Origin of the sequence: Pseudomonas sp. 18173, from assembly GCF_050432945.1 — a bacterium.
Taxonomy (GTDB): Bacteria; Pseudomonadota; Gammaproteobacteria; order Pseudomonadales; family Pseudomonadaceae; genus Aquipseudomonas.
This window is the reverse complement of record NZ_JBKFTN010000001.1, coordinates 231,936-257,257: the sequence shown is the minus strand read 5'-3', so window position 1 is coordinate 257,257 and position 25,322 is coordinate 231,936. Positions and strand designations below refer to the sequence as shown.

Annotated in this window: 26 protein-coding genes; 11 read left to right on the top strand and 15 right to left on the bottom strand. The window is 58.9% G+C overall.

The genetic code is table 11. The features are described 5' to 3' along the window. Nucleotides 1-49 precede the first annotated feature (49 nt). Nucleotides 50-268, bottom strand: coding sequence for a bacterioferritin-associated ferredoxin (locus tag ACLD1X_RS01165; protein WP_007985869.1), 219 nt, complete (start codon nt 266-268; stop codon nt 50-52). A gap of 311 nt (nt 269-579) precedes the next feature. Here ACLD1X_RS01165 and ACLD1X_RS01160 point away from each other — a divergent pair, with 311 nt between their 5' ends. Continuing rightward, the gene (locus tag ACLD1X_RS01160; RefSeq protein WP_007971324.1) at nt 580-1,182 is read left to right on the top strand and encodes a peroxiredoxin; all 603 of its coding nucleotides are present in this window, start codon (nt 580-582) and stop codon (nt 1,180-1,182) included. A gap of 80 nt (nt 1,183-1,262) precedes the next feature. Here the strand turns inward: ACLD1X_RS01160 and rnt are convergent, their stop codons facing one another. Together rnt and pyrC are read right to left on the bottom strand one after the other, a co-directional pair. Continuing rightward, nucleotides 1,263-1,940 (bottom strand): ribonuclease T, encoded by a 678-nt coding sequence (gene rnt / locus ACLD1X_RS01155; RefSeq protein ID WP_429365776.1) that lies wholly within the window; start codon nt 1,938-1,940, stop codon nt 1,263-1,265. After that, a complete protein-coding gene (pyrC, locus tag ACLD1X_RS01150; protein WP_429365775.1) occupies nt 1,937-2,983 on the bottom strand; it encodes a dihydroorotase in 1,047 nt (348 codons plus the stop codon). Before pyrC ends, rnt begins: the two co-directional genes overlap by 4 nt. 159 nt (nt 2,984-3,142) lie before the next feature. Here pyrC and ACLD1X_RS01145 point away from each other — a divergent pair, with 159 nt between their 5' ends. Both ACLD1X_RS01145 and ACLD1X_RS01140 read left to right on the top strand, forming a co-directional pair. After that, nucleotides 3,143-4,048, top strand: a complete 906-nt coding sequence (locus tag ACLD1X_RS01145; protein ID WP_429365774.1) for a flagellar protein MotY — start codon at nt 3,143-3,145, stop codon at nt 4,046-4,048. 129 nt (nt 4,049-4,177) lie between these two features. Further along, nucleotides 4,178-5,395, top strand: a complete 1,218-nt coding sequence (locus ACLD1X_RS01140) for an argininosuccinate synthase (protein WP_007985864.1) — start codon at nt 4,178-4,180, stop codon at nt 5,393-5,395. Nucleotides 5,396-5,544: 149 nt separating this feature from the next. Here the strand turns inward: ACLD1X_RS01140 and ACLD1X_RS01135 are convergent, their stop codons facing one another. Then, nucleotides 5,545-6,240, bottom strand: coding sequence for a hypothetical protein (locus ACLD1X_RS01135; protein WP_429365773.1), 696 nt, complete (start codon nt 6,238-6,240; stop codon nt 5,545-5,547). A gap of 521 nt (nt 6,241-6,761) precedes the next feature. On the opposite strand from ACLD1X_RS01135, the gene ACLD1X_RS01130 reads away from it, so the two are divergent. Then, nucleotides 6,762-7,388 carry a response regulator transcription factor gene (locus ACLD1X_RS01130; protein ID WP_008053528.1) on the top strand — a complete coding sequence of 209 codons (627 nt, stop codon included), beginning with the start codon at nt 6,762-6,764 and terminating at the stop codon, nt 7,386-7,388. Between the two features lie 83 nt (nt 7,389-7,471). Here the strand turns inward: ACLD1X_RS01130 and ACLD1X_RS01125 are convergent, their stop codons facing one another. From ACLD1X_RS01125 to metG, 8 genes are all read right to left on the bottom strand, one after another. Then, on the bottom strand, nt 7,472-7,651 hold the full coding sequence (locus tag ACLD1X_RS01125) for a PA3496 family putative envelope integrity protein (protein WP_429365772.1): 180 nt from the start codon (nt 7,649-7,651) through the stop codon (nt 7,472-7,474). A gap of 106 nt (nt 7,652-7,757) precedes the next feature. After that, the gene (nth, locus tag ACLD1X_RS01120) at nt 7,758-8,396 is read right to left on the bottom strand and encodes an endonuclease III (protein WP_429365771.1); all 639 of its coding nucleotides are present in this window, start codon (nt 8,394-8,396) and stop codon (nt 7,758-7,760) included. Nucleotides 8,397-8,421: 25 nt separating this feature from the next. After that, on the bottom strand, nt 8,422-9,006 hold the full coding sequence (locus tag ACLD1X_RS01115) for an Rnf-Nqr domain containing protein (RefSeq protein WP_429365770.1): 585 nt from the start codon (nt 9,004-9,006) through the stop codon (nt 8,422-8,424). Continuing rightward, nucleotides 8,999-9,610 carry an RnfABCDGE type electron transport complex subunit G gene (locus ACLD1X_RS01110; protein ID WP_429365769.1) on the bottom strand — a complete coding sequence of 204 codons (612 nt, stop codon included), beginning with the start codon at nt 9,608-9,610 and terminating at the stop codon, nt 8,999-9,001. Before ACLD1X_RS01110 ends, ACLD1X_RS01115 begins: the two co-directional genes overlap by 8 nt. Next, a complete protein-coding gene (locus ACLD1X_RS01105) occupies nt 9,607-10,593 on the bottom strand; it encodes an RnfABCDGE type electron transport complex subunit D (protein WP_429365768.1) in 987 nt (328 codons plus the stop codon). The genes ACLD1X_RS01110 and ACLD1X_RS01105 overlap by 4 nt, the downstream gene beginning before the upstream one ends. Then, nucleotides 10,580-11,593 (bottom strand): electron transport complex subunit RsxB, encoded by a 1,014-nt coding sequence (gene rsxB, locus ACLD1X_RS01100; protein ID WP_429365767.1) that lies wholly within the window; start codon nt 11,591-11,593, stop codon nt 10,580-10,582. The genes ACLD1X_RS01105 and rsxB overlap by 14 nt, the downstream gene beginning before the upstream one ends. After that, nucleotides 11,590-12,159, bottom strand: a complete 570-nt coding sequence (locus ACLD1X_RS01095; RefSeq protein ID WP_429365766.1) for an electron transport complex protein RnfA — start codon at nt 12,157-12,159, stop codon at nt 11,590-11,592. Before ACLD1X_RS01095 ends, rsxB begins: the two co-directional genes overlap by 4 nt. A 240-nt stretch (nt 12,160-12,399) precedes the next feature. Then, nucleotides 12,400-14,451 carry a methionine--tRNA ligase gene (gene metG / locus ACLD1X_RS01090; protein WP_429365765.1) on the bottom strand — a complete coding sequence of 684 codons (2,052 nt, stop codon included), beginning with the start codon at nt 14,449-14,451 and terminating at the stop codon, nt 12,400-12,402. 183 nt (nt 14,452-14,634) lie between these two features. Here metG and apbC point away from each other — a divergent pair, with 183 nt between their 5' ends. Continuing rightward, on the top strand, nt 14,635-15,729 hold the full coding sequence (gene apbC / locus ACLD1X_RS01085) for an iron-sulfur cluster carrier protein ApbC (RefSeq protein WP_429365764.1): 1,095 nt from the start codon (nt 14,635-14,637) through the stop codon (nt 15,727-15,729). A 121-nt stretch (nt 15,730-15,850) separates the two neighbouring features. On the opposite strand, the gene ACLD1X_RS01080 is transcribed toward apbC, so the two are convergent. Beyond that, on the bottom strand, nt 15,851-16,609 hold the full coding sequence (locus ACLD1X_RS01080) for an SDR family oxidoreductase (protein ID WP_429365763.1): 759 nt from the start codon (nt 16,607-16,609) through the stop codon (nt 15,851-15,853). A 164-nt stretch (nt 16,610-16,773) separates the two neighbouring features. Here ACLD1X_RS01080 and ACLD1X_RS01075 point away from each other — a divergent pair, with 164 nt between their 5' ends. From ACLD1X_RS01075 to groL, 4 genes are all read left to right on the top strand, one after another. After that, entirely contained in the window at nt 16,774-17,505 is a 732-nt protein-coding gene (locus ACLD1X_RS01075) for a HugZ family protein (protein ID WP_429365762.1), read from the top strand. A gap of 66 nt (nt 17,506-17,571) precedes the next feature. Then, nucleotides 17,572-18,048 (top strand): FxsA family protein, encoded by a 477-nt coding sequence (locus ACLD1X_RS01070; RefSeq protein WP_429365761.1) that lies wholly within the window; start codon nt 17,572-17,574, stop codon nt 18,046-18,048. Between the two features lie 248 nt (nt 18,049-18,296). Continuing rightward, entirely contained in the window at nt 18,297-18,590 is a 294-nt protein-coding gene (locus ACLD1X_RS01065; RefSeq protein ID WP_007985847.1) for a co-chaperone GroES, read from the top strand. Between the two features lie 49 nt (nt 18,591-18,639). Continuing rightward, on the top strand, nt 18,640-20,286 hold the full coding sequence (gene groL / locus ACLD1X_RS01060) for a chaperonin GroEL (protein WP_093226434.1): 1,647 nt from the start codon (nt 18,640-18,642) through the stop codon (nt 20,284-20,286). A gap of 104 nt (nt 20,287-20,390) precedes the next feature. Here groL and ACLD1X_RS01055 read toward each other — a convergent pair whose 3' ends face one another. Together ACLD1X_RS01055 and ACLD1X_RS01050 are read right to left on the bottom strand one after the other, a co-directional pair. Then, the gene (locus ACLD1X_RS01055) at nt 20,391-21,134 is read right to left on the bottom strand and encodes a phosphatase PAP2 family protein (RefSeq protein WP_429365760.1); all 744 of its coding nucleotides are present in this window, start codon (nt 21,132-21,134) and stop codon (nt 20,391-20,393) included. A 54-nt stretch (nt 21,135-21,188) separates the two neighbouring features. Beyond that, complete coding sequence (locus ACLD1X_RS01050) at nt 21,189-23,138, bottom strand: LTA synthase family protein (RefSeq protein WP_429365759.1); 1,950 nt, start codon at nt 23,136-23,138, stop codon at nt 21,189-21,191. Nucleotides 23,139-23,340: 202 nt separating this feature from the next. Between ACLD1X_RS01050 and colR the strand changes: the two genes are divergently transcribed. Continuing rightward, on the top strand, nt 23,341-24,024 hold the full coding sequence (gene colR, locus ACLD1X_RS01045) for a two-component system response regulator ColR (protein ID WP_007985839.1): 684 nt from the start codon (nt 23,341-23,343) through the stop codon (nt 24,022-24,024). Beyond that, nucleotides 24,014-25,291, top strand: coding sequence for a sensor histidine kinase (locus tag ACLD1X_RS01040; RefSeq protein WP_429365758.1), 1,278 nt, complete (start codon nt 24,014-24,016; stop codon nt 25,289-25,291). The genes colR and ACLD1X_RS01040 overlap by 11 nt, the downstream gene beginning before the upstream one ends. Nucleotides 25,292-25,322: the final 31 nt, after the last annotated feature.

The window sequence follows — 25,322 nt, the reverse complement described above, 5'->3', positions numbered from 1 at the left end:
TGAGACATAAAAAAACCGGACATTTGTCCGGTTCTTTGAAATTCGATGTTCAAGCGGCTGTAAATTCTGCCGGATATGGAATGGCAGCCTGGGCCGTTTGCAGTTTTGTCAGGGTCTCGCGGACCACTTCCTTGGCGAGGCAGGCACATTTGCCGCATTGACTGGCAACGCCCGTGGCCACGCGGACTTCCTTGTAGCTGCAGCATCCTTCATAGATCGCATCGCGGATTTGACCGTCGGTGACGCCAGTGCAGAGGCAAACATACATAAGGAAGGACCGTCGCTGATTGTGACTCAATTGCGATGGATCTTAATGTTAACGAGAATGATTGTCAAAGTGGTTTCAGTGCACTTTTCACAATAAGCGTGTACGGCTGACGAACGGTCTCCCCGGCAAATCGGTGATACAAAACCGTTGTGGATTTCATCGTACAGGGAAAAAACAGCTAAGCCAGCTCAAACACGCGGTGTATGATGACCGGTCTTTTGCGACCGGGGGTCGTGTCACAGGGCTGTCGCCTCAGGGTGGCAGGCTGGTGCGAACCCTGTTTCTCACGCTATTACACCAGGAGATATCCAATGAGCGTACTCGTAGGCAAACAAGCCCCTGACTTCACCGTACCGGCCGTACTCGGCAATGGCGAGATCGTTGACAGCTTCACCCTGTCTTCGGCGATCAAAGGCAAATACGGCCTGGTGTTCTTCTACCCGCTGGACTTCACCTTCGTTTGCCCGTCCGAGCTGATCGCTCTGGACAACCGCATGTCCGAGTTCAAGGCGCGCAACGTTGAAGTGGTCGCCGTGTCGATCGACTCGCACTTCACCCACAACGCCTGGCGCAACACTCCGGTCAACAATGGCGGTATCGGCGAAGTTCGTTACACCATGGCTGCCGACATCAAGCAGGAAATCATGAAGGCCTACGACGTTCAGTCCGCTGACGGCGTGGCTTTCCGTGGCGCGTTCCTGATCGACGACAAAGGCGTTGTCCGTTCGCAGATCATCAACGACCTGCCGCTGGGCCGTAACATGGAAGAGCTGCTGCGTCTGGTCGACGCCCTGCAATTCCACGAAGAGCACGGCGAAGTCTGCCCTGCCAACTGGAAGAAAGGCGACAAAGGCATGAACGCTTCGCCAGAAGGCGTTGCGGCTTACCTGACCGAGCACGCTGCCGCTCTGTAAGGTACGTTCCAGATACAAAAAAAACCGGCCATCGAGGCCGGTTTTTTTATGTGCGGGATAAACCAGCGATTCCTGCAACATCAATCGTCGAAATCTTCCCAACCGCCCATCTGCTTCCAGCGATTGACGATGCCGCAGAACAGCTCTGCCGTCTTCTCGGTGTCATAACGGGCCGAGTGAGCCTCACGTCCGTCGAAGTCGATGTCCGCTGCCTGGCACGCCTTGGCCAGTACGGTCTGGCCGTACGCGAGGCCTGCGAGCGTGGCGGTATCGAAACTGGAGAACGGATGGAACGGGTTGCGCTTCATCTCCAGGCGCGCAACCGCCGCATTCAGGAAGCCCAGGTCGAAGCTGCTGTTATGCCCGACCAGGATCGCCCGTTTGCAGCCATTGGCCTTGAGGGCCTTGCGCACGCCGCGGAAGATATCGTTCAGGGCAGACTCTTCACTCACAGCCATGCGCAGCGGGTGATCGAGCTTGATCCCGGTGAACTCCAGGGCCGCCGCTTCGATGTTCGCGCCTTCGAACGGTTCGACCCGGAAGAAGTAGGTGTGATCCGGGTAGACAAAGCCCTTTTCATCCATGGCGATGGTGGTCGCGGCGATTTCCAGCAGGGCGTCGGTGGCCGAGTTGAAGCCACCGGTTTCTACGTCGACGACCACCGGCAGGTATCCGCGAAACCGCGCGGCCATTGGATGACGCGAACCGCCTCCGCCACCATTGCCTTCCAGTTCGTCATCGAAATGGTCTTCACTCACGCGTGTTCCTCCAGCAGGCGCCAGCGCAGTTTTTCACCGGCGCGCAGCGGGATAACGGTCAGCTCGCCAAACGGCAGGCTGGCAGGGGCGGTCCATTCTTCGCGGACCAGGGTGATGCGATCGGTGTTGGCCGGCAGGCCATAGAACCGCGGGCCGTTGAGGCTGGCGAAGGCCTCCAGCTTGTCCAGCGCATTGCGCTGTTCGAAGGCTTCGGCGTACATCTCGATGGCAGCAAAGGCGGTGTAGCAACCGGCGCAGCCGCAGGCCGCTTCCTTGGCGTGCTGGGCGTGGGGTGCCGAGTCGGTGCCAAGGAAGAATTTCTCGCTGCCGCTGGTGGCTGCATCGAGAAGGGCTTCCTGGTGGGTATTGCGCTTGAGGATCGGCAGGCAATAGAAGTGCGGCCGAATCCCGCCCACCAGCATGTGGTTGCGGTTGTACAGCAGGTGATGCGCGGTGATGGTCGCGCCAACGTTGGCCGGGGCCGAGTTGACGAACTGCACGGCGTCAGCGGTGGTGATGTGTTCGAACACCACTTTGAGGGTCGGGAAGCGCTCGACCACGCGACGCATGTGCTCATCGATGAAGATTTTTTCGCGGTCGAACACGTCGACATCGCCACGGGTGACTTCACCGTGAATCAGCAACGGCATCCCGACTTCGGCCATGGCCTCGAGTGCCGGGAAAATCTTGTCGATGCTGGTAACACCGGAGTCCGAGTTGGTGGTCGCGCCGGCCGGGTACAGCTTGGCGGCGTACACGAATCCGCTGGCCTTGGCCTCGCGAATTTCCTCGGGTTGGGTGCGGTCGGTCAGGTACAGGACCATCAGCGGCTCGAACGTGCTGCCGGCCGGGCGGGCAGCGAGAATCCGCTGGCGATAGCCGTCGGCTTCGGCCGCGTTGCGCACTGGTGGAACCAGGTTGGGCATGATGATGGCGCGGCCAAAGGTGCGCGCGACATCCGCGACGGTATTGGTCAACACGGCACCATCGCGAAGATGAATGTGCCAGTCGTCGGGACGCAGCAGGGTCAGGCGGTCGGACATGAGGGGATTCCAGGCGGGTCAAACTCAGGGGAATGCTACCGGAAAAGACACTTGCAGGCACTCGCTATCAAGTTTTACGGGAAGCTTCCGATATCCAACAGGTATGCCGTTAACATATGTGTGTCGGTCTTTTAGTTGTAGAAGCCAGTGGAGCCTCCCGTGCGCCAGCGTTATTTAGCCTTGCTCAGTGTGTTTGCCAGCCTTCCCGCGATGGCGCTCACTTTCCAGACCCGTCTGGAGAGCATTGAGTGGACGGTTGAAGGTGACAAGTTCGAATGCCGCCTGGCTCAGCCGATTACCGACTTCGGTTCGGGCGAGTTCGTGCGTCGTGCCGGCGAGCAGGCGACTTTTCGTCTGAAAACCTACAACCCGATGATCGGCGGCGGTTCGGCGACCTTGCTGGCCGCTGCTGCACCGTGGCAACCGGGGCGTGACGATATCAATCTGGGCACGGTAAGAATCGGCAGCGGCAATGTGTTATTTAACAGTTCACAGGTTCAGGCCGGACGCCTGATCAGCGGATTGATGGACGGCCGCAGCCCGGTGGTTCGCCATTCTTCGGGGGATGGTCGGGTGTCGGAAGTGCGCCTGCTGCCGGTCAGGTTCACCAAGGCGTTTGCCGATTACCAAAGCTGCGTGGCCAAGCTGTTGCCGCAGAACTTCGAGCAGGTGAAGCAATCCGAAGTCGGCTTCCCTGGCGGCGGAATCGAGCTCGACAGCGCCGCGAAGGCCAAATTGCAGGTGATGCTGGAGTACATGAAGGCCGATCCGACGGTCAATCACATCGAACTCGACGGGCACTCCGACAACAGCGGCAACCGCCTGACCAACCGCGACCTGTCGCGGCGCCGGGCCCTGGCGGTGATGGAGTTCTTCAAGGCCAACGGCATCCAGGAGTCGCAAATCACCCTGCGGTTCCATGGCGAACGTTATCCGCTGGCGCCTAATACCAACAACGCCAACCGTGCGAAGAACCGACGGGTGGCGGTACGCCTGGAGCGTGGAGCACCTGCGGAACAAGTCGCCCCGCAAGCGACGAAGGCGGCTACTTCGGCCACTTCCTGACTATTTGGTCATCGTCGCCCTCTCGACATAATCTGTCGCTTCGTCGTCATAAGCTGTCGCGCCACTGTAAATTATTCTGCATGAGCGGTAGACTTCCCGGCTTTCCGTAGAACCCCGTGGAGTGATGGCATGGCGGACGTAAACAAGGTCGTTCTGGCGTATTCCGGCGGCCTGGACACTTCGGTGATCCTCAAGTGGCTGCAGGATACTTATAACTGTGAAGTGGTGACCTTCACCGCTGACCTGGGTCAGGGCGAAGAGGTCGAACCTGCACGCGCCAAGGCTCAGGCCATGGGCGTCAAAGAGATCTACATCGACGACTTGCGCGAAGAGTTCGTGCGCGATTTCGTTTTCCCGATGTTCCGCGCCAACACCGTTTACGAAGGCGAGTACCTGCTGGGTACTTCCATCGCTCGTCCGCTGATCGCCAAGCGCCTGATCGAAATCGCCAACGAAACCGGCGCTGACGCCATTTCCCATGGCGCTACCGGCAAGGGTAACGACCAGGTTCGTTTCGAACTCGGCGCCTACGCCTTGAAACCAGGCGTGAAAGTGATTGCTCCCTGGCGCGAATGGGACCTGCTGTCCCGTGAGAAGCTCATGGATTACGCCGACAAGCACGCGATCCCGATCGAGCGCCACGGCAAGAAGAAATCCCCGTACTCGATGGATGCCAACCTGCTGCACATCTCCTATGAAGGTGGCGTGCTGGAAGACACCTGGACCGAGCACGAAGAAGACATGTGGCGCTGGACCGTTTCCCCGGAAAACGCTCCAGACAAGCCGCAGTACCTGGAGCTGACCTACCGCAACGGCGACATCGTCGCGCTGGACGGCGTCGAAATGACTCCGGCTACCGTGCTGGCGACCCTGAACCGTATCGGTGGCGAACACGGTATCGGCCGTCTCGACATCGTCGAGAACCGCTACGTGGGCATGAAGTCCCGTGGCTGCTACGAAACTCCGGGCGGCACCATCATGCTGCGTGCCCACCGTGCGATCGAATCGATCACCCTGGACCGCGAAGTGGCTCACCTCAAGGACGAGCTGATGCCCAAGTACGCCAGCCTGATCTACACCGGCTACTGGTGGAGCCCTGAGCGTCTGATGCTGCAACAGATGATCGATGCCTCCCAGGTCAACGTGAATGGCGTTGTGCGCCTGAAGCTGTACAAGGGCAATGTGATCGTGACTGGCCGCAAGTCCGACGACTCGCTGTTCGACGCCAACATCGCGACCTTCGAAGAAGATGGCGGCGCATACAACCAGGCGGATGCAGCGGGCTTCATCAAGCTCAATGCCCTGCGCATGCGCATTGCGGCGAACAAAGGCCGGAAGCTGTTCTGAGACCTTTGATATCGTGACGGGAGCCTGACCTTGTCGATGACGAGGTCAGGCACCTGAAAATGGGGGGGTGACGCCAGTTACTGTGTTGTCGCGTATTTTCATTACCGCTGACGACCTCCTGTTTTTTCCTTCCAGTGGTCTGTCTTGTTCTATGGGTTGTTGTTTGCCGGTTGCCCGGCTAGATCAATGACCGTCAACCTGTGCGAGTCCAGATTGTAGGCGACATGAGAGGCGGCACTGTGCTTCCTGGTCTGCCTCGAATGTTTAAGCGCACTGGCTTTCAGCAAAGCCTGCGAAGCGGTACAGGTGACAAACAGAATCACGCACGCCGTTTCCCGTGGCCGCTGGATCGTTTCCAGCAGCGCTGCAAATTCGATCTCCTTGCTCATCCAGCGCACATCAACGATGCACAGGTCTTTTACAAGCTCCGGTAACTGAAGTTGATGCTGGACAAAGACAGTGGATTGCAGACCAATCTCCGTTGGCGGGTCCTGTGCGCCGCAGGGGGATCGGGCTGATTGCCGGTCATTCGTTGACGTTTCCGGAACGGCCTTTGCGGACGACTTTTTTTCCGAGCGCCCAGCATCATCCATGACCTTCATGAAATGTTTTCCCTTTTCAAAGTCGGAGGGCGCATACAGTGATCGGTAGTTGAAGTTGAGTGTCGCGAAAAAAAGCAAAAGCAAATAGAACGGAAAGCTGATCAGAAACCATACATAGAGTTCTTTTTCTTCCTGGTCCAGGAAGGGTAGAGAAACGGCGGCCGAGGTTTCAGAGAGTGCTGCGAATATCGCGATAATTGTCATTGGGTTGGCGATTCGTTTTTTATCATGTTCTGTATTCATGCTGTGCTGCCCTTTCTTGAGTGGTTTATGAAGTTTGTTTGGCGTGTCGGTTGTTATAGTAATTTTATTGTTTTTTTGGGTTCTACGGGGTTTTGTTGTGTTGTGCTTTATTTTTTCATGTTGGTGGTTTTTTAATGATTGCTCAAAAAATATTGTTTGCTGTAAGAGTAAATGGATGCTTGGTGTGTGATATTTCTGGTGTGACTGTTGAACGTGTAAATATCAGTTACGTTTTAACGGGGGAGTAGGGGCTTACATTTGTCCGGGTACAGTCGTTCAGGCTGGATCTCGGAAAATTTTGGTCATGAATCGATAGAGGTGACTGCTGGAAAGTGCGACACACTGACGCTGATACAGTTTTCAGCTCATTCCGTTCGAGGGATTTTTGTAGGAGGAATCCGTGTTGTTTGTAGGGGATGTCTCTTGGTGCAGGTGGCTGGAAGGGGCGACATGCCATGGGTGAAACGACTAGGCTATTGTGCGGGCTCTAAAAATTCGAACAGCGAAAATTGGACTTGCCCATGAATAAAGTGCTGATCGTGGATGATCACCCCGTCATTCGTCTTGCGGTGCGTATGCTAATGGAACGTCATGGCTACGAAGTTATTGCAGAAACCGATAACGGTGTGGATGCACTGCAACTAGCCCGTGAACTTATGCCGGATATTGTCATTCTGGATATCGGGATTCCGAAGCTGGACGGGTTGGAAGTCATCGCGCGTTTGTCTTCGACCTCAATGCCGATGAAAGTCCTGATTTTGACTTCCCAGGCGCCAGGGCATTTTTCCATGCGTTGCATGCAATCGGGTGCGGCCGGCTATGTTTGCAAACAACAAGACCTGACAGAATTGCTCAGTGCAATAAAGGCCGTGTTGTCGGGTTACAGTTACTTTCCCAATCAAGCCTTGCATACCGTGCGTTGCAGTTTAGGGAACGCCAGTGAGGCCGATATGGTTGATCGATTGTCGGGACGGGAAATGATGGTCCTGCAACAGTTGGCCAGAGGAAAGACCAATAAGGAGATTGCCGATGGAATGTTTCTCAGCAATAAAACTGTCAGTACCTACAAGACCCGCCTGTTGCTCAAGCTGAATGCGAGGTCTCTGGTCGACCTGATCGAGCTGGCACAACGCAATGGTCTGGTGTGATGGCGTAGCTGCGCGACAAGGGGGGGCGTCTGACAGGGTATGGCACTTAGTAAAAAGCCTCCGTTTCGGGAGGCTTTCAGGTGTCATAAGTCAAAATCGTAATCGGCCAATTGCTTTTGCAGTCGGCGCTCCTCCAGCAGATTGTCGATGGTGCGGCGTTTGCTCAGATTCGTTTTCGCTACTTCAACCACCGGCTCGGTGTCGTCGGTTTCGGTGGTGGTGAAGTCGTCTTCTACGTCCAGTTGCTCTTTGCCAGTACTCATTTAGTTACTCCAGGCTAAGAAGGCCTTTGGCGCTCCTTATATCGACAATCTCCCGGCGGGTAAAAAAGATTTTTTCAATCGACAATTCAATAATCCCAATAGCGGCTCAATCGTCGGAGGTTTTGTGCTTGTATTCGCACAAGTCCTCGATCCGGCAGCTTCCGCATCGGGGCTTGCGGGCGAGGCAAACATAGCGGCCGTGAAGGATCAGCCAGTGATGGGAGTCGAGCAGGTACTCCTTCGGCACGAATTTCATCAGCTTTTTCTCGACCTCGACCACATTTTTGCCGGGAGCAATACCAGTTCGGTTGCTGACCCTGAAAATATGCGTGTCGACGGCCATGGTCAGCTGGCGGAATGCTGTATTGAGTACCACATTGGCGGTTTTTCGGCCGACACCGGGCAGCGCTTCCAGCTCCTCGCGGGTTTGCGGCACTTCACCGGCGTGACGCTCGACCAGCAAGCGGCAGGTTTCGATCACGTTTTTTGCCTTGCTGTTGTACAGGCCGATGGTCTTGATGTACTCCGACAGCCCCTCGACACCCAGGGCATGAATCGCTGCCGGGGTATTGGCGACCGGGAACAGCCTGGCTGTGGCCTTGTTGACGCCGACATCGGTGGACTGCGCCGAGAGAGTCACGGCAATCAGCAATTCGAACGGTGAGGAATAGGCCAGCTCGGTCTTTGGTTCCGGGTTGTCCTCGTGCAGTCTGCGGAAAATTTCCAGACGTTTTGCGGCATTCATGGGCGGTGCGTGTCCTCGAGGGCAATCAATGTGTGGGCGTGGGGCGCCAGGCCTGCCAGGCGGCGATCAGCAGTCCGAGCAGAATGAATCCGCCGGGGACCAATGTGGCCAGGCGCAGGCCGCCATCGGCCGCCAGCACCCAGCCTTGCCAGTCAGTTTGCGTTGCGCCAAGCAGCCACGATAGATGGTTTCCAAGTGTTCCGTTACCGATGAGTTCGCGCAGCAGGCCCAGCGAGATCATCAGCGTGGCAAACAGGCTCTCGAGTCGCAGGCGTTGGCGCCAGTCGCGCTGAAAGAACCCGCTGTGTTCAAGTACGACGCATTGCAAGGCGATCAAGGCGCCATAAAACCCCAGATGCTGCTGCCATTGCAGCGACCAGGTTTGTGCCAACAGTTCCGCGCAACTGGTGAACGTGGCCGCCAACAGAATGCTGGCCAGCAGATGAGTCGCCGGGACCAGCCGGGATCGCAAGGCACCCATGGCCAGGCTAAACAGCCGGGTCACCAGCATGAACATCAGGCACAGGCCAAGTGCGGCCATCAGCGAGTGAGTGGTGCCGATCAGCGGCGTCAGCATCAAGGCGTTGCGCAGAGTCGACGAGTTATTCATGGGCAGGTTTTCCGAGCAGTGCTTGCCGATGTTCATCGAAGTAGCGCAAGGCATCGTGGACAGCATTGATCACTGCTCTTGAGGTGATGGTCGCGCCAGCGATCTGATCGAACTGCCCCTGATCCTTTTTCAGTGCCCAGCCGCTGTCACCCGGTTCTGTTCGGGTTTTGCCGGAAAAAACCTGCAGCCAGGCGTTGGGCCAGTCGGCGATCCGTGCGCCCAATCCTGGTGTTTCCGATTGTTTGAGGGTTTTGACGCCCAGCAACCTGCCATTGGCGTCGATAGCGATCAACAGTTCGATGGCACCGGCGTAGCCAAGGGTTTGACTGCGCAGTAACACCGTGACGGGTTGATCGGCCCGGGTCGCCAGATAACCACCCAGCAAAGTGCTGCTGGTCAGGGCGGCTGTTTCGAAACTGATGGGGTGTTCGAGTGGTTGATTGTCGTAGCTGTCTGACGGGATCAGGTCCAGCAGATTCCGGCTGTCGATCAGGCGCTGTTCGGCTGCAATATGCGGCGCGCTGCCGAGCTGCAAGACGTACGTCACGCCAAAGCCTAGTGCAGCCAATAGCACCAGAAGGCCGATGCTCGATGTCCGGCTCATGGCGCCTCCGGCTGTTGTCTGGCCGCCACGAACCGCTCCAGCGCCGGCACGCACAGGTTCATCAACAGTACAGCGAAGGCGATGCCGTCGGGATAGCCGCCCCAGGTACGAATCAGATAAGTCAGAAGCCCGACGCCAACGCCGAACAGCAGCCGAGCGCGAGGGCTTCTGGCGCCGGATACCGGTTCGGTGACGATGAAAAACGCCCCCAGCATGGTCGCGCCGGTCAGCAGGTGAAACAGCGGTGAGCCATGGGAGTCCGAGCCCGACCCGTTCCAGCACAGCAGGCTGATGATGAACAGGCTGGTGAGCAGGCCGACGGGGGCATGCCAGCTGATGACCTTTCGTTGCAGGAGAAACATTCCACCCGCCACAAACGCCAGGTTCATCCATTCCACCCCCCGGCCGCCAAAGTGGCCGAATGCCGGGTTGCCGGCAAACAGTTCATCCATGGTCAGGCTTTTGTTGATCCGCAGGCTGTCCAGTGCCGTGGCCTGTACCCACGCATCCGGCGCATGGCCGACACCGAACACTTGCTGCAGGGCACCCGGCAGGTCCATGCCATGGGACGATGGCCAGAGGGTCATCGGTTGGGGAAAGGTCACCAGCACCAGGGCAAAACCAAGCATCGCCGGATTGAAGGGGTTCGAGCCAACGCCGCCATACAAGTGCTTGCCAAACACCATCGCGAAAGCGGCAGCACTGAGGGTCAGCCACCATGGGCAGTAAGGCGGCAGCGCCAGAGCCAGCAACGAGGCACTGACCAACGCGCTGCCGTCACTCAGGGTTGGCCTCAGTGGTCGCTTGCGCCATCGCACGACGGCAGCCTCAACGGCCAATGCAGCGGTGGACGCCAGGACCAGGTTGATCAACACGCCCCAGCCGTACAGCCAGAACGCCACCAGCATTCCCGGTAGCGTGGCCAGCAGCACCAGTTTCATCGCCTGTTGCAGGCGATCGTCCACTGCTTCAAGGGCTGGCATGGGCGTCCACCTGGCGTTCGGCTTCGCCGAGTGCGCGCTCCAGGGCTTCGATCTGTTCCGCTGGTGCTTCGTTGGCCTGAGCCTTCTTGAGTTCGGCGCGGCGCATGGCCAACTGGATCTTGGCTCGCTTCAGATCGGCATCATTTGACGATACGGCGGCGATCGTCGGCGCAGGGGACGATGGGGCGGCGCTTTCCAGTTGTGCCAGGTTCTGTTCGGCGGCCTCGAACTGCTGTTGCAAGACGATCAATTGAGATTGCTGTTCGAAGGTCGGTGGATGTCCGAAAGCCTTCAGCGATTTGTGCAGCTGCGCCCGACTCATCGCCACATCGATTTTCGCCTTTTTCAGTGCGGCATCGGCATTGGCGGCTTTCTGTGCGCGAACACGCTCGAGGGCGGCCTGCACCGGGTCGACTGCCGCTACGGCAGGTTGTGCGGCTCGCTGCCGGGCCAGTCGCTCGGCGACTTTCTGTTGCTCCTCTCGCTGCAAGCGGGCATTGCGTTGTTCGAAGCGGCGTCGTGCGTGATCGCGCTTGAGGGTGCGGGCCTGCATTGCCTGCGGTGTATGGGCCAGGCCCCCGACCACGGGGAGTACCGTGTCCGGTGGCAGTGGACGCATTTCAATGCAGTCCACCGGGCACGGCGCCACGCAGAGGTCGCAACCGGTGCACTCATCGATGATCACCGTGTGCATCAGTTTGGCTGCACCGACGATGGCATCGATCGGGCAGGCCTGAATGCACTTGGTGCAACCAATGCACTCGGCTTCGCGGATATAGGCGATCTGCGCAGGTGCCAAGCCGCGAGTGGTGTCCAGCTCCAGCACCGGCACCTTCAGCAACTCGGCCAGGGCCGCAATGGTTTCGTTGCCGCCGGGCGGGCACTTGTTGATCGCCTCACCGCTGGCAATGCCTTCGGCGTATGGCTTGCACCCGGGGTGGCCGCACTTGCCGCATTGGGTTTGCGGCAAGAGTGCGTCGATGCGTTGAATCAGACTCATGTTTTGATCAGTCCGCTGAATCCGAGAAAGGCCACTGCGATCAGGCCTGCACCGATCAGGTCGATCGGCAAGCCGCGAAAGGGCAGGGGAATATCGTTGTCGGCCGTGCGTTCACGCAAATCGGTGAACAGGCTCAACACCAGCCAGAAGCCCAGCCCTGCACCGAGGCTCAAGGCGGTGGCGTGAAAGAAGCCTTTGTCCTCCTGGGCATTGAGCAAGGCCACGCCGAGTATGCCGGCATTGCCCAGCAACAACGGCCAGAGGCCCTCGAACGGCAGTGTCGAAAACACTCGCGCCAGCCACTTCAGCACTGGGCTGATCAGCAGCACGCTCAATGGCAGAAACACGAACAGACGCAGGGTCGTCAGTTGCAACGGCACCAGCAGCCAGAAATAGAGTGCGTAGCCAAGCGTACCCACGACCAGTATCAGGCATGTTGTGGCAATGCCCAAGGCATGGACTTGACGGCGCTGGCCGGTCAACAGCGGATCCACACCCAATGGCCAGTGCAACACGAGGTTGTTGATCAGGGCGGCGCTGATGAGCGTAAGCAGGATTTCGGTCATTGTTCGTGCCGGCAGGAACAGTAGTTTTTTGTAGGAGCGAGCTGGCTCGCGATGGACTCAAGAACGCCGCGTTCAACCTGTGGACACGCATGATCGCTGACGACCATCGAGAGCCAGCCCGCTCCTACAGGAGACGGTCTAAAAAGCTTAGGCATTATCCGGCAAGGCGGGAGGGTGGGCCAGACATGAAAATCCCACAGTCACGCCAGGCACGACTGTGGGATCGGTTTGCCGCAGAACTTACTTGATGCGCTGGCCCGGCTTGGCGCCGCTGTCAGGGCTTAGCAGGTAGATCTCTTCGCCGCCAGGGCCGGCAGCCATCACCATGCCTTCGGACATGCCGAAGCGCATTTTGCGTGGCTTGAGGTTGGCGATCATCATGGTCAGGCGACCTTCGAGCTTCGACGGGTCCGGGTAAGCGCTCTTGATCCCGGAGAACACGTTGCGTTGCTCGTCACCGATATCCAGGGTCAGGCGCAGCAGCTTGTCGGCGCCTTCCACGTGTTCGGCCTTGAGGATCAGGGCAACACGCAGGTCGACGGCGGCAAAGGTGTCGAACTCGATTTCCGGCGACAGCGGATCCTTGGCCAGTTCGCCATTGCCGGCAGGTGCGGCTTCGCCGGTATCGGTCTGGCTGGCGGTCAGGTCTTCCTTCGAGGCGTCGGTCATGGCTTGCACCTTGACCGGGTCGATACGGGTCATCAGCGGCTTGAACTCGTTCAACTGATGGTTGGCGAGCAAGGTCGCGTGGTCGTTCCAGGTCAGCGGCGCGACGTTCAGGAACGCCTCGGCATCGGCGGCCAGCAACGGCAGGACCGGCTTGAGGAAGATCACCAACTGGCGGAACAGGTTGACGCCCGTGGCGCAGATGGCCTGGACTTCATCCTGCTTGCCTTCCTGTTTGTTCAACGACCACGGCGCCTTGTCGGCGATCCAGGCGTTGGCGCGGTCGGCCAGGCCCATGATCTCGCGCATGGCGCGGGCGAAGTCGCGGGCTTCATAGGCGTCGGCAATGCCAGGCGCGGCGGCCAGGAATGCTTCGGTCAACTCGGGCGCCGCGTTGGTGTCGACCATCACGCCGGCATTGCCTTTGTGAATGAACCCGGCGCAACGGCTGGCGATGTTGACGACCTTGCCCACCAGGTCGGAGTTGACCTTCTGCACGAAGTCTTCGAGGTTCAGGTCGAGGTCATCGACGCCACGGCCCAGCTTGGAGGCGTAGTAGTAGCGCAGGTATTCCGGCGACAGGTGATCCAGGTAGGTCCGGGCCTTGATGAAGGTACCGCGGGACTTGGACATCTTCTGGCCGTTGACGGTCAGGTAGCCGTGCACATTGATCCCGGTCGGCTTGCGGTAGCCGGCGCCTTCGAGCATGGCTGGCCAGAACAGGGCGTGGAAGTTGACGATGTCCTTGCCGATGAAGTGGTACAGCTCGGCGGTGGAATCCTTGCCCCAGAACGCGTCGAAGTCCAGCTCCGGCGTACGGTTGCACAGGTTCTTGAAGCTCGCCATGTAGCCGATCGGCGCATCCAGCCAAACATAGAAGTACTTGCCCGGCTCGTCGGGAATCTCGAAACCGAAGTACGGTGCATCGCGGGAGATGTCCCACTGTTGCAGGCCGGCGTCCAGCCATTCGGCGATCTTGTTGGCCACGGCATCCTGCAGGGTGCCGCTGCGGGTCCAGGTCTGCAGCATGGCCTGGAAATCCGGCAGCTTGAAGAAGAAGTGCTGGGAGTCCTTGAGCACCGGAGTGGCGCCGGAGATCGCCGACTTCGGATCCTTCAGGTCGGTGGGGGCGTAGGTCGCGCCGCATTTTTCGCAGTTGTCGCCGTACTGGTCTTCGGTGCCGCATTTCGGGCAGGTACCCTTGATGAAGCGGTCGGCCAGGAACATTTTCTTTTCCGGGTCGAAATACTGAGTGATCGAGCGCTGGGCAATGTGCCCGGCGTCACGCAGCTTCAGGTAGATCTGGCTCGACAGCTCACGGTTTTCTTCGGCGTGAGTGGAGTGGAAGTTGTCGAAGTCCACCAGGAACTCGGCAAAGTCGGCGCTGTGTTCAGCCTGGACGTTGGCGATCAGTTGTTCCGGGGTGATGCCTTCCTTTTCCGCGCGCAGCATGATGGCCGAACCGTGGGCGTCGTCGGCGCAGACATAGATGCATTGGTTGCCGCGGTGCTTCTGGAAGCGCACCCACATATCGGTCTGGATGTATTCCAGCATATGGCCGAGGTGAATCGAACCATTGGCATAGGGCAGGGCGCTGGTGACGAGGATCTTGCGTGGCTCGGACATGGGGCTCGGCTACTTGATGAAACGGAGGTCGGCCACTATAAAGCGCCGGCACATATTTTTCACCCCATGAGCCTGTTTCATTGGATGAGTAACGGGTCGATGCAATCTTTTGTGCATCCCGTCGAACGCTCAGAACAGGTACGATAGCCTTCATCTTTTCCAGTCCTGTTTTCGGAGTTGCCCATGAGCGCCGTCAATCGCGCAGCGGTGGAAGCCGTCCTTCGCCAATACACCGACCCTTACCTGAACCAGGACCCGGTCAGCGCCGGGTGCGTGCGCAACATCGAGATCCAGGGCGACCGCGTCAGCGTTCAGCTCGTATTGGGTTACGCCGCCGGCCTGTTCAAGAGTGGCTGGGCGCAGATGCTGGAAATGGCCATTCAGGGGCTCGATGGCGTGGCAAGTGCCCGTGTCGAGATCACCAGCGTGATTGCCGCACACAAGGCCCAGGCACAGGTTCCGGGGCTGGCCAACGTCAAGAACGTGGTGGCCGTGGCGTCCGGCAAGGGTGGCGTGGGCAAATCCACCACGGCGGCCAACCTGGCCCTGGCCCTGGCCCGCGAAGGCGCCAGGGTCGGGATTCTCGATGCGGATATCTACGGTCCGAGCCAGGGCATCATGTTCGGCATACCGGAGCGCACCCGTCCCGAGGTCAAGGATCAGAAATGGTTCGTGCCGCTCAAGTCCCATGGCGTGGAAGTGATGTCCATGGCCTTCCTCACCGATGACAACACGCCGATGGTCTGGCGTGGCCCGATGGTTTCCGGCGCCCTGCTGCAATTGGTGACCCAGACGGCCTGGGGCGACCTGGACTACCTGGTCATCGACATGCCGCCAGGCACCGGTGACATCCAGCTGACCCTGGCGCAGAAAGTGCCGGTGGCCGGTGCAGTCATCGTTACCACCCCGCAGGACCTGGCGTTGCTGGACGCACGCAAAGGCGTGGAAATGTTCCGCAAGGTGAACATTCCGGTGCTGGGCGTGGTGGAAAACATGGCCGTGCACATCTGCTCCAATTGCGGACATGCCGAGCATCTGTTCGGTGAGGGTGGTGGCGTGAAGCTGGCCAACCAGTATGGCGTCGAGTTGCTGGCCTCGTTGCCGCTGTCGATGGTCATCCGCGAACAGGCCGATGGCGGCAAGCCAACGGTGATCGCCGAGCCTGACAGCCAGATCGCCATGGTCTACCAAGAACTGGCCCGCCATGTCGGCGCGCGGATCGTGTTGCAGGAAGCGTTGACGCCGGCGATGCCGAACATCAGCATCAGCGACGATTGATGGTGTGAACGCAATCCCCTTGTGGGAGCGAGCTTGCTCGCGATGGTGTGTCAGTCGCCACAGAGGTGCCTGACCCACCATCGCGAGCAAGCTCGCTCCTACAGTTGTTTTGCGGAGGGACTTAGATCCGCAACCCGCCATCCATCTCCAGAATCCGGCCGGTGTAGTAGTCGTTCTCGAAGATATACGCCGCCGAGTGGGCGATCTCTTCAGGTTTGCCCATGCGCTTGAGCGGGATCCCGGCGGTCATTTTTTCCAGCGCTTCAGGCTTCATGCCCAGGGTCATTTCGGTCTCGATGAAGCCCGGTGCAATGCCGGCTACGCGAATGCCGTAGCGCGCCAGTTCCTTGGCCCAGGTCACGGTCGCCGCAGCGACACCGGCCTTGGCGGCTGAGTAGTTGGTCTGGCCGACGTTGCCAGCACGGGAAATCGACGAGATATTGATGATCGCGCCGCTGTTCTTCAGCTCGACCATCTTCGCTGCGACTTCACGGGTGCACAGGAACACGCCGGTCAGGTTGACGTCGATGACCGCCTGCCACTGGGCCAGGCTCATCTTGGTCATTTCGCCATCCTTGACCTTGAGCAGCAGGCCGTCGCGCAGGATCCCGGCATTGTTGATCAAGCCATGGATCGCGCCGAAGTCGTCAGCGACCTGGGCAACCATGTGCGTCACTTGTTCTTCATCGGCCACGTTGCACAGGTAGGCGCGGGCCTCGACACCCTGGGCCTTGCAGGCCGCGACGGCGGCGTCGAGTTTTTCCTGGTTGAGGTCCACCAGCGCGAGCTTCGCGCCCTTGCCTGCGAAATACTCGGCCATGGAACGGCCTAAACCCTGGCAACCGCCAGTGATAATGATTACTTTGTCAGTGAGTTGCATTCGCATGCCCCCGGCAGCAGGTCTGAGTGGTTTCCTTGAAGAGAGCCTCTCGATCTGCGCCTGACATGGCCCGGCTGCACATGAGAACTGCCCCGATGGCGTGCTGGGACTTTCACCAGCAGCTCGTCCGTTTTTCTGACGGATTCTTTTTAAGGAGTCATAAATTGAGCGTTGAAGCGGCTAAGCATGCACGAGAATTGCTTCTCAAGGAATACCGTGGAGTGCTCTCGACGCACTCCAAATCGATGCCCGGTTTCCCGTTCGGCTCCGTGGTTCCGTACTGCCTGGACGCGCTGGGCCGGCCGCTGATCTTGATCAGCCGCATTGCGCAGCACACTCATAATCTGCAAAAAGATCCGAAATGTTCACTGTTCGTGGGCGAGCGTGGCGCTGAAGATGTCCAGGCCGTTGGTCGACTGACCTATCTGGCCGAAGCGCAGCAGCTTGAAGACGAAGCTGCCATCGAAGCCGCCTGCGAACGTTACTACCGCTACTTCCCGGAGTCGCAGGGTTATCACAAGGCCCACGATTTCGACTTCTGGGTGCTCAAGCCCGTACGCCACCGTTACATCGGCGGCTTTGGCGCGATTCACTGGGTCAATGACCTGACCCTGGCCAACCCTTTCGCCGGCAAGGCTGAACTGAGCATGGTCGAGCACATGAACGCCGATCACGCCAAGGCCATCGCCCATTACGTCGAACTGGCCGGATTGCCGAAAAACGTGCCGGCACAAATGGCCGGAATCGACGCCGAAGGCATGCACCTGCGCATCGGTCAAAGTCTGTACTGGTTGCCGTTTCAAGCCCCTTGTAATACGCCGACACAAGTCCGCGAAGCCTTGGTTTCTCTGGCTCACGCCGATCATTGGCCGAAAAATGAAGCGGCCGACGCTTGAATTCACGAAACGGCGACGTCATCTAAGGTGAACTGGCAAGGCATTCTTGCGTTGAGGAACCATTTGATGCGCCCTTTTTTGTTGCTCTTTCTGCTGTTCCCGGTGTTGGAGCTGTTCGTATTCGTCAAGGTGGCAGGGTCCATCGGGTTTTTCCCGGCCCTGCTGCTGATCATTCTCGGCTCGATGTTCGGTGTGTTCGTGCTGCGCATCGCCGGCCTGGCCACGGCCCTGCGTGCCCGTGAAAGCCTGAGCCGCGGCGAGTTGCCGGCCCAGACCATGCTCGAAGGCCTGATGCTGGCATTGGCCGGTGGCCTGTTGATTCTTCCGGGTTTCATCAGTGATGTGGTCGGCCTGCTCATGCTGCTGCCGTTCAGTCGCCGCCTGCTGGCGGGTAAAATGCGTCAGCGCGCCGAAGAACAGGCCATGCGTCAGCGAGCGTTCGCCGACGACCTGCAAGCGCGCGGCGGTCCAGCCCCCCGCGAGCCACTGGGGCGTGAGCCGACCGTGATCGAAGGCGAGTTCGAACACCGCGACACCAAGTAAAAGCACACCATGCACGGCACCTTCGGGTGCCGTGTTCGTTTGCGGGGCATCGACCTGAAATTTTTTCGATCCCCACCCTTGTAATAAGCTTATGCGCCCTTATGTAACGGTCACCGCAAGGTTTCTGGCGAACACGCCAGACAGACTTCCGCGGTTCGCTTGACGAGCCGCAACCGGCTACGCCGGCCTTTGTTAAACCCGCCGGGACTACACCGGCCGATGAAAACCACAATTAGGAGAGATCGACAATGAAGCTTCGTCCTCTGCATGACCGCGTCGTCATCCGTCGCAGCGAAGAAGAAAAGAAAACCGCTGGCGGTATCGTCCTGCCAGGTTCGGCTGCTGAAAAAGCCAACAGCGGCGAAATCCTCGCTGTAGGCACCGGCCGCGTACTGGAAAACGGTGAAGTGCGTGCACTGTCCGTGAAAGTGGGCGACAAGGTTGTGTTCGGTCCTTACTCCGGCAGCAACACTGTGAAAGTCGACGGCGAAGACCTGCTGGTAATGAGCGAGAACGAAATCCTCGCTGTTATCGAAGGCTGATTACCCGCTCATTTTCCCGCTACTTCAAAGTATTTAAGGAATATCGATCATGGCTGCTAAAGAAGTTAAATTCGGCGATTCCGCCCGCAAGAAAATGCTCACCGGTGTCAACGTCCTGGCTGACGCAGTAAAAGCGACCCTGGGCCCGAAAGGCCGTAACGTGATCATCGAGAAGAGCTTCGGCGCTCCGACCATCACCAAGGACGGCGTTTCCGTCGCCAAAGAAATCGAACTGGAAGACCGTTTCGAAAACATGGGCGCGCAGCTGGTCAAAGACGTTGCCTCCCGTGCCAACGATGACGCAGGCGACGGCACCACCACCGCTACCGTTCTGGCTCAGTCGATCGTCAACGAAGGCCTGAAAGCCGTCGCTGCCGGCATGAACCCGATGGACCTGAAACGCGGTATCGACAAAGCGACCATCGCGATCGTCAAGGAACTGAAAGCCCTGTCCAAGCCATGCGCTGACACCAAGGCAATCGCTCAGGTAGGCACCATCTCCGCCAACTCCGACAACTCCATCGGCGACATCATTGCCGAAGCCATGGAAAAAGTCGGTAAAGAAGGCGTGATCACCGTTGAAGAAGGCTCGGGCCTGGAAAACGAACTGTCGGTTGTTGAAGGCATGCAGTTCGACCGTGGCTACCTGTCCCCGTACTTCGTCAACAAGCCAGAGACCATGGTCGCTGAGCTCGACGGCCCGCTGATCCTGCTGGTCGACAAAAAGATCTCGAACATCCGCGAAATGCTGCCAGTCCTGGAAGCCGTTGCCAAAGCCGGCCGTCCACTGCTGATCGTAGCCGAAGACGTTGAAGGCGAAGCCCTGGCGACTCTGGTTGTGAACAACATGCGTGGCATCGTCAAAGTCGCAGCCGTCAAGGCTCCAGGCTTCGGCGACCGTCGCAAGGCCATGCTGCAGGACATCGCCGTTCTGACTGGCGGTACCGTTATCTCCGAAGAGATCGGCCTGAGCCTGGAAAGCACCACCCTGGAGCACCTGGGTAACGCCAAGCGCGTAACCCTGTCCAAGGAAAACACCATCATCGTTGACGGTGCTGGCGTTCAAGGCGACATCGAAGCACGCATCAACCAGATCCGCGCCCAGGTTGCCGAGACTTCCTCGGACTACGACCGTGAAAAACTGCAAGAGCGTCTGGCCAAGCTGTCCGGCGGCGTTGCAGTGATCAAGGTTGGCGCTGGTTCCGAAGTTGAAATGAAAGAGAAGAAAGCCCGCGTTGAAGACGCCCTGCACGCTACCCGTGCAGCCGTTGAAGAAGGCGTGGTACCTGGCGGTGGCGTGGCCCTGATCCGTGCTCTGGAAGCACTGACCGAACTCAAAGGCGACAACGCCGATCAGAACGTGGGTATCGCTGTACTGCGTCGCGCTGTTGAAGCGCCGCTGCGCCAGATCGTTGCCAACTCCGGCGACGAGCCAAGCGTAGTGGTCGACAAGGTCAAGAACGGCGAAGGCAGCTTCGGCTACAACGCTGCGACTGGCGAATACGGCGACATGATCGAAATGGGCATCCTGGACCCAACCAAGGTTACCCGTTCGGCTCTGCAAGCCGCAGCCTCGATCGGCGGTCTGATCCTGACCACCGAAGCAGCGGTAGCTGACGCACCGAAGAAAGAAGGTGCAGCTGGCGGCGGTATGCCAGACATGGGTGGTATGGGCGGCATGGGCGGCATGATGTAAGCCAGCCTTACCCCTGTACGAAAAAACCCCGCCTGCGAAAGCAGGCGGGGTTTTTTATTGCCCGGACTCTGAAGCCCGTATCGCTCCCACCTTTGATCTGTGTTTCAGACGGCTACAGGTGCCGCACTTGCCTCACGTTCAGCCTTCAACGCCGGTCGATACAGAACGAAGTAATAAGACCCCAGGCAAATCAGCCAGCAGAACACCGCCGTCCACACGTTGTGCGAGAAGAAGTGCGCGCCCTGCATCATCCGCCCGATGGAGAACACCGAGCCGAGGGCGAAGGCGAAGACAAATGCGGCGCGAGCCATGCGCGGGCGACGGTCACGCAATACGAAAAACAGGGCAAACAGGGTGAAACCGGTGGCAGCATGGCCGCCGGGCCAGCAACGTCCCGGTTTGTCGGTGTGCGGGCGAGGGCTGAGCAATTCGCTGTAGGTCTCGTGACCACCGAATTGCTCGAGGCTCCATGGGCATTGCACCGCAGTCACCGCTTTCATGGGCGTGACAAAGGAAGTTGCCAGGCCCAGTGACAGCACCAGGCAACCCAGTTCGCGCTTCAACGGCTTGAGCCTGGCCATGAAGAACGAAGCGACGTAGCCGAAGATGGCGAACACTGAAAACGCAATGACGACCTGCTTGGCGCGGGTATGCAGGATGTTTTCCAGGAAGTAACTGTGTCGTCCGATGAAGTCACCCGCGACCGGGTCGTAGAACAGCTTGGCAAGGTCCATGTCCAGTGAGGTCAGTTCGAGCAACACCAGAACGATCGCCGCGACGGCGGGAACCCCCAGGCACACCCAGAAATTGAGCGGGCGAGGGGCAGGGCGGACAGCAGTTGATGACATGGTGGATCCTGAACAAAGGAAAAAGCCCCGGGGCATCAGCCCGGGGCGATTCGGTTAACGTTCGCCGACTTGACCGGCACCCTCCTTGGGCGCCTTCCAGCCAAGCAGCTGTTGCTTGAAGCCATAACTGGCCGTTTGGTAATAGGTGATTGCACGGGTAATCAGCGGGTCATCGGTGCCAGACCGGGACTCGCGACTTTCCGTCAGCGCGTCATCGTGACGACGCAAGCCCTGGCGTGGGCTCAAGATCGCCAGGTCCTTGCCGTCGAACAACCCCAGGTGCTGGTAGTTGCCAACCACCACGCGTGGCGGCAATGGATTGTCCTGCAGCAGGTTACGGCCAAAGAACGTCGATTCATAATCCAGGTTGAGCAACCCCAGCAACGTTGGCGCCAAATCGATCTGGCTGGCCAATTGTGCAGTTTCCCGGGCTTCGATCAACTTTGGCGCATAGATGAACAGCGGAATCTGATAGTTGGCGATGGGCAAGTCTTCCTTACCGGCGCTGCCAGCGGTGTGGTCGGCGACAAAGACGAAGATTGTATTGTCAAACCAGGGTTTTTGCCGCGCCTGGTCGAGAAACTGACCGATGGCGTAGTCGGTGTATTTCACTGCGCCGTCACGGCCGTTGCCGGACTTGATGTCGATCCGGTTGTCCGGGTAGGTGTAAGGGCGATGGTTGGACGTCGTCATCAGTTGCAGCAGGAATGGCTGCTGCTTTGCGTAGTCGGCATCGGCCAGTTTCAGTGTCTGCTTGTAGAGATCTTCGTCGGCCATGCCCCAGGCATTCTTGAAGTGAATCTCCGACTCCTCGACGCTGCTCTGGTCTACAACGCGATAACCGTTGCCGCTGAAGAACGCATTCATGTTGTCGAAGTAACCGCGCCCGCCATAGACAAACACACTGTCGTAGCCCACGGCATTGAGCTGTTGGCCAAGGCTGGCAAAGCCGCTTTCACGACCCACGCGCTTGACGATCGAGCGACCGGGTGTTGGCGGGATCGCCAGGGTGATGGCTTCCAGGCCGCGGTCGGTGCGGGTGCCGGTGGCGTAGAAATTGTTGAAATACAGGCTCTGCTTGCGCAAGGCATCAAGGTAGGGGGTCAGGTTGCGGGTGTCACCGTTGCTGCCCATGTACTTGGCGCTGAAGCTTTCAATGGTGACCAGCACGATATTGGGTTTGCGCGGTGCACCCGGGTTATCGATCTGCCGGCGAATGTCCTGCGGGTCCTCACCCACGAAGCGGGCATTGGGCTCTGCCAGTTCGCTACGAATCTGCTGGCCAACCACGGCCGACGGCAGCGTGCTGTAGAACTGCGGATAGTCCAGTTCGTTGTTACGGAACGCGGCGAAGAACTGGTAGGGACCATTGCTCGCCAGTTCGTTCTGATAGGCATTGCCGCCTTGAGCGCGCGGGGCGTCCTGGCTGAGCAGTTGCAGGCTCAGGCCAGCGACGATCAACAAACCGAGCGCGTTCAGCAGTCGACCACGCAGCGGCGGCAACGGTGCCGCCAGTGCGGCGTTGAAGGGTTTGCGCAATGCAAGGCTAAGGGCCACGGCCAGCACGGCGAGGATGCTCAGTAGCGTGCCGATCGGGTATGACTCGAGCAGGTTGTTCAGTACTTCGTCGGAATACACCAGATAGTCGACGGCGATGAAGTTGAAGCGCACGCCGAATTCATCCCAGAACAGCCATTCGGCCACTGAAGTGAACAGCATCGCGAACAGACTGACCGTCAGCAGCCCTTGAAGGAACCAGCGATGGCCACGGGTGCGCCACAGGGCCGGCGGGCACAGCAACAGATAGAGGCCCATGGGCAGTGCTGCGTAGGCAATGAAACCCAGGTCGTAGAGCAGGCCGATGCCGAAAACCGACAGGAATCCGCTGCCGGCCTCATTCAGGTGAGTGAGCAGCAGGACTGTTCGAGTCAGAAAAAAAATCACCAGCCAGGAGCCGGTCACCAGCAGTAAAAAGCGCATGGGGGCCGTCTTCAAATAGTCCATTTTTTGTATTCCTTATTATAAGCGCGTGTGAGTCTCGGCTGAGCACTGTAGTCAGCCCGTGAATCGATAGTGAAAAACTTGTTAATCATACCTTTCGGTTGATCGAATTGATTCCCCCCTGGCCTTCCCCTAGCCGTGGGCCACACTTGGCCTTAAGCTGCGCGGGCCATGACGGCCGTTACTGTGTACGGAGAAGATGCCCATGAGAATTCTATTGGTTGAAGACAACCGCGATATCCTCGCCAACCTGGCCGATTACCTGGGGCTCAAAGGCTATACCGTGGATTGCGCGCAGGATGGTCTGTCTGGCCTGCATCTGGCGGCCACCGAGCACTACGACTTGATCGTACTCGATATCATGTTGCCCGGCATCGATGGCTACACCCTGTGCAAGCGCCTGCGCGAAGATGCCCGCCGCGAAACGCCGGTGATCATGCTTACGGCCCGTGACCAGCTGGATGACCGTCTGCAAGGCTTCAAGTCCGGTGCCGATGATTACCTGATCAAGCCCTTTGCCCTGTCTGAGCTGGCGGCCCGGATCGAAGCGGTCATGCGCCGGACCCAGGGCGGTGGGCGGCGGACCTTGCAGGTCGGCGACCTGAGCTATGACCTGGATACCCTTGAAGTCACCCGCGAAGGCCGGTTGTTGAAGCTCAACCCGGTCGGCCTGAAGTTGCTGGCCGTGTTGATGCAGAAAAGCCCGCATGTGTTGCGCCGTGAAATTCTTGAAGAGGCACTTTGGGGGGACGACTGCCCGGACAGCGACAGCCTGCGCAGCCATGTCCACCAACTGCGCCAGGTGATCGACAAACCGTTCGCCAAGCCTTTGCTGCAAACCGTGCACGGTGTGGGGTATCGCCTGGCCGAGGGCCGTGATGGAGTTTAAGCAGAGCCTTGCTCAACGAATCATCATCGCCTTTGCGCTGATGAGCGCACTGGTGGCGGGTGCCTTTGCCATGGGTATTGTGGCAACCGTGCACCTGGTGGAAGAAAAACTGATTTCGGCAGGCCTGGGCGGCGATTTGCAGCGCCTGTTGCTGATGGACAACGTTGCGGACTGGAGCCACCGTCCCGAACCGGACCAATTGTTCTACTTTAGCAACGGGCCGGGTGATTTCAGGCTACCCAAGGATCTGCGGCACCTGGAGCCGGGGTTCCACGAAGTGTTCCGTGAAAACCTGTCGTACCACGCCATGGTCGAAATCGTCGACGGCCGACGGTACGTGTTGTTGCAGGACCAGAGCGACTTCGAAGAGCGTGAGCGGGTGCTGTTTGCCGTGGTGCTGGTGGGGTTCGTGCTGAGCCTGGCGCTGGCGGTGTTTCTCGGCTGGGTCCTGGCACGCAAGGTCATGGCGCCGGTGGTGCGGCTGGCACGCCAGGTACGCCATCGCGATCAACTGCTCGGTTTGGCCCCCCCTTTGGCCCCGGACTATGCCGCCGACGAAGTGGGCGAGCTGGCCGTGGCCTTTGACGCCACCCTCGGGCGTTTGCGTCAGGCCCTGACCCGCGAGCGGTTGTTCACCAGCGACGTCAGCCACGAATTGCGTACGCCCCTGATGATCCTGGCCAGTTCCTGCGAGCTGTTGCTGGAAAACCCCGGGATCGATCAACGCGGTCGCGCCCAGGTCGAGCGCATTGCCCGGGCATGTGAAGAAATGCGCGAACTGGTACAAACCTTCCTGATGCTGGCCCGTGCCCAGCGCGAAGATGCCAGCATGTCGCCGCAACAATCCCTTGGCCAGGTGGCCGAGGGCCTGCTCGGTCTGTGGCGCGAACCCATCGAAAACAAAGGGCTGGAATTGATTTTTGAACCGGGCAACCCCGAGCCCAAGGGTTACAACGCGACGTTCCTGCATGCGGTGATGGGGAACTTGCTGCGCAATGCCTTGCATTACACCGAACAGGGCTTCATTCGCCTGACCCTGACAGGCACGGGCTTTCTGGTTGAAGACAGTGGCGTGGGCATTCCCGAGGAAAAACGCGAGGCGATGTTCGAACCGTTCGTGCGGGGCAGCGAAAAGCGCGGCGAAGGTTTGGGCCTTGGGCTTTCACTGGTGCAGCGGATCTGTGAAAACCAGGGCTGGAGCGTTAGCCTGACTACCATGGAGCCTAATGGCTGCCGTTTTCAGGTGGAGTTGTCCAAAACCGCTTGAGCAGAGGTTCGGCCAACACTACCAATCTTGT

Bases quoted from the DNA above. Each gene is read 5' to 3' on its own strand.
- ACLD1X_RS01165 (WP_007985869.1), bottom strand. From the start codon at position 268: ATGTATGTTTGCCTCTGCACTGGCGTCACCGACGGTCAAATCCGCGAT.
- ACLD1X_RS01160 (WP_007971324.1), top strand. From the start codon at position 580: ATGAGCGTACTCGTAGGCAAACAAGCCCCTGACTTCACCGTACCGGCC.
- pyrC (WP_429365775.1), bottom strand. From the start codon at position 2,983: ATGTCCGACCGCCTGACCCTGCTGCGTCCCGACGACTGGCACATTCAT.
- ACLD1X_RS01140 (WP_007985864.1), top strand. From the start codon at position 4,178: ATGGCGGACGTAAACAAGGTCGTTCTGGCGTATTCCGGCGGCCTGGAC.
- ACLD1X_RS01135 (WP_429365773.1), bottom strand. From the start codon at position 6,240: ATGAATACAGAACATGATAAAAAACGAATCGCCAACCCAATGACAATT.
- ACLD1X_RS01130 (WP_008053528.1), top strand. From the start codon at position 6,762: ATGAATAAAGTGCTGATCGTGGATGATCACCCCGTCATTCGTCTTGCG.
- ACLD1X_RS01125 (WP_429365772.1), bottom strand. From the start codon at position 7,651: ATGAGTACTGGCAAAGAGCAACTGGACGTAGAAGACGACTTCACCACC.
- nth (WP_429365771.1), bottom strand. From the start codon at position 8,396: ATGAATGCCGCAAAACGTCTGGAAATTTTCCGCAGACTGCACGAGGAC.
- ACLD1X_RS01115 (WP_429365770.1), bottom strand. From the start codon at position 9,006: ATGAATAACTCGTCGACTCTGCGCAACGCCTTGATGCTGACGCCGCTG.
- ACLD1X_RS01110 (WP_429365769.1), bottom strand. From the start codon at position 9,610: ATGAGCCGGACATCGAGCATCGGCCTTCTGGTGCTATTGGCTGCACTA.
- ACLD1X_RS01105 (WP_429365768.1), bottom strand. From the start codon at position 10,593: ATGCCAGCCCTTGAAGCAGTGGACGATCGCCTGCAACAGGCGATGAAA.
- rsxB (WP_429365767.1), bottom strand. From the start codon at position 11,593: ATGAGTCTGATTCAACGCATCGACGCACTCTTGCCGCAAACCCAATGC.
- ACLD1X_RS01095 (WP_429365766.1), bottom strand. From the start codon at position 12,159: ATGACCGAAATCCTGCTTACGCTCATCAGCGCCGCCCTGATCAACAAC.
- metG (WP_429365765.1), bottom strand. From the start codon at position 14,451: ATGTCCGAGCCACGCAAGATCCTCGTCACCAGCGCCCTGCCCTATGCC.
- apbC (WP_429365764.1), top strand. From the start codon at position 14,635: ATGAGCGCCGTCAATCGCGCAGCGGTGGAAGCCGTCCTTCGCCAATAC.
- ACLD1X_RS01080 (WP_429365763.1), bottom strand. From the start codon at position 16,609: ATGCAACTCACTGACAAAGTAATCATTATCACTGGCGGTTGCCAGGGT.
- ACLD1X_RS01070 (WP_429365761.1), top strand. From the start codon at position 17,572: ATGCGCCCTTTTTTGTTGCTCTTTCTGCTGTTCCCGGTGTTGGAGCTG.
- ACLD1X_RS01065 (WP_007985847.1), top strand. From the start codon at position 18,297: ATGAAGCTTCGTCCTCTGCATGACCGCGTCGTCATCCGTCGCAGCGAA.
- groL (WP_093226434.1), top strand. From the start codon at position 18,640: ATGGCTGCTAAAGAAGTTAAATTCGGCGATTCCGCCCGCAAGAAAATG.
- ACLD1X_RS01055 (WP_429365760.1), bottom strand. From the start codon at position 21,134: ATGTCATCAACTGCTGTCCGCCCTGCCCCTCGCCCGCTCAATTTCTGG.
- ACLD1X_RS01050 (WP_429365759.1), bottom strand. From the start codon at position 23,138: ATGGACTATTTGAAGACGGCCCCCATGCGCTTTTTACTGCTGGTGACC.
- colR (WP_007985839.1), top strand. From the start codon at position 23,341: ATGAGAATTCTATTGGTTGAAGACAACCGCGATATCCTCGCCAACCTG.
- ACLD1X_RS01040 (WP_429365758.1), top strand. From the start codon at position 24,014: ATGGAGTTTAAGCAGAGCCTTGCTCAACGAATCATCATCGCCTTTGCG.